The 588-nt window shown below is 69.6% G+C and carries 1 protein-coding gene and 1 pseudogene; both read left to right on the top strand.

Going from position 1 to position 588, the window contains the following annotated elements; translation table 11 throughout:
- Positions 1–247: pseudogene (locus ADL01_RS23025) on the top strand (S-(hydroxymethyl)mycothiol dehydrogenase); the annotation flags it as partial.
- The coding region (locus tag ADL01_RS23020) for an MBL fold metallo-hydrolase (protein WP_159049598.1) at positions 247–588 on the top strand (342 nt) is incomplete at its 3' end. The pseudogene ADL01_RS23025 and the gene ADL01_RS23020, both read left to right, overlap by 1 nt.

Below are 588 nucleotides of genomic sequence, written 5' to 3'. Positions count from 1 at the left end.
GCCGACGCCGGAGATGAAGCTGGAGCTCCCGCTGATCGACGTGTTCGGGCGGGGCGGCTCGCTGAAGTCGTCCTGGTACGGCGACTGCCTGCCCTCCCGCGACTTCCCCATGCTCATCGACCTGCACCTCCAAGGCCGCCTGGACCTCGCGAAGTTCGTCACCGAGACCATCCAACTCGACGAGGTGGAGAAGGCGTTCGAGCGGATGCACGGCGGCGACGTCCTGCGTTCGGTGGTGGTGCTGTGATGGCCGCCCGCATCGAACACCTCGTCACCTCCGGGCAGTTCAGCCTCGACGGCGGCACCTGGGACGTCGACAACAACGTGTGGATCATCGGCGACGACCACGAGGCGATCGTCATCGACGCCGCTCACGATGCCGACGCCATCGCGGCGGCCGTCGCCGACCGGCGCCTGACCGCCATCGTGTGCACCCACGCCCACAACGACCACATCGACGCGGCCCCCGAACTCGCCGCGCGCACCGAGGCCCCGATCCTGCTCCACGGCGACGACCTGCCGCTGTGGAAGCAGACCCACCCCGACCGGGAACCCGACGCGCCGTTGGCCGACGGCCAGGTGCTGACC

Source organism: Streptomyces sp. NRRL WC-3618 (assembly GCF_001280005.1).
Lineage (GTDB): Bacteria > Actinomycetota > Actinomycetes > Streptomycetales > Streptomycetaceae > Streptomyces.
Note: the sequence above shows the minus strand (reverse complement) of the source record. Positions and strands in the feature narration are given on the sequence as shown.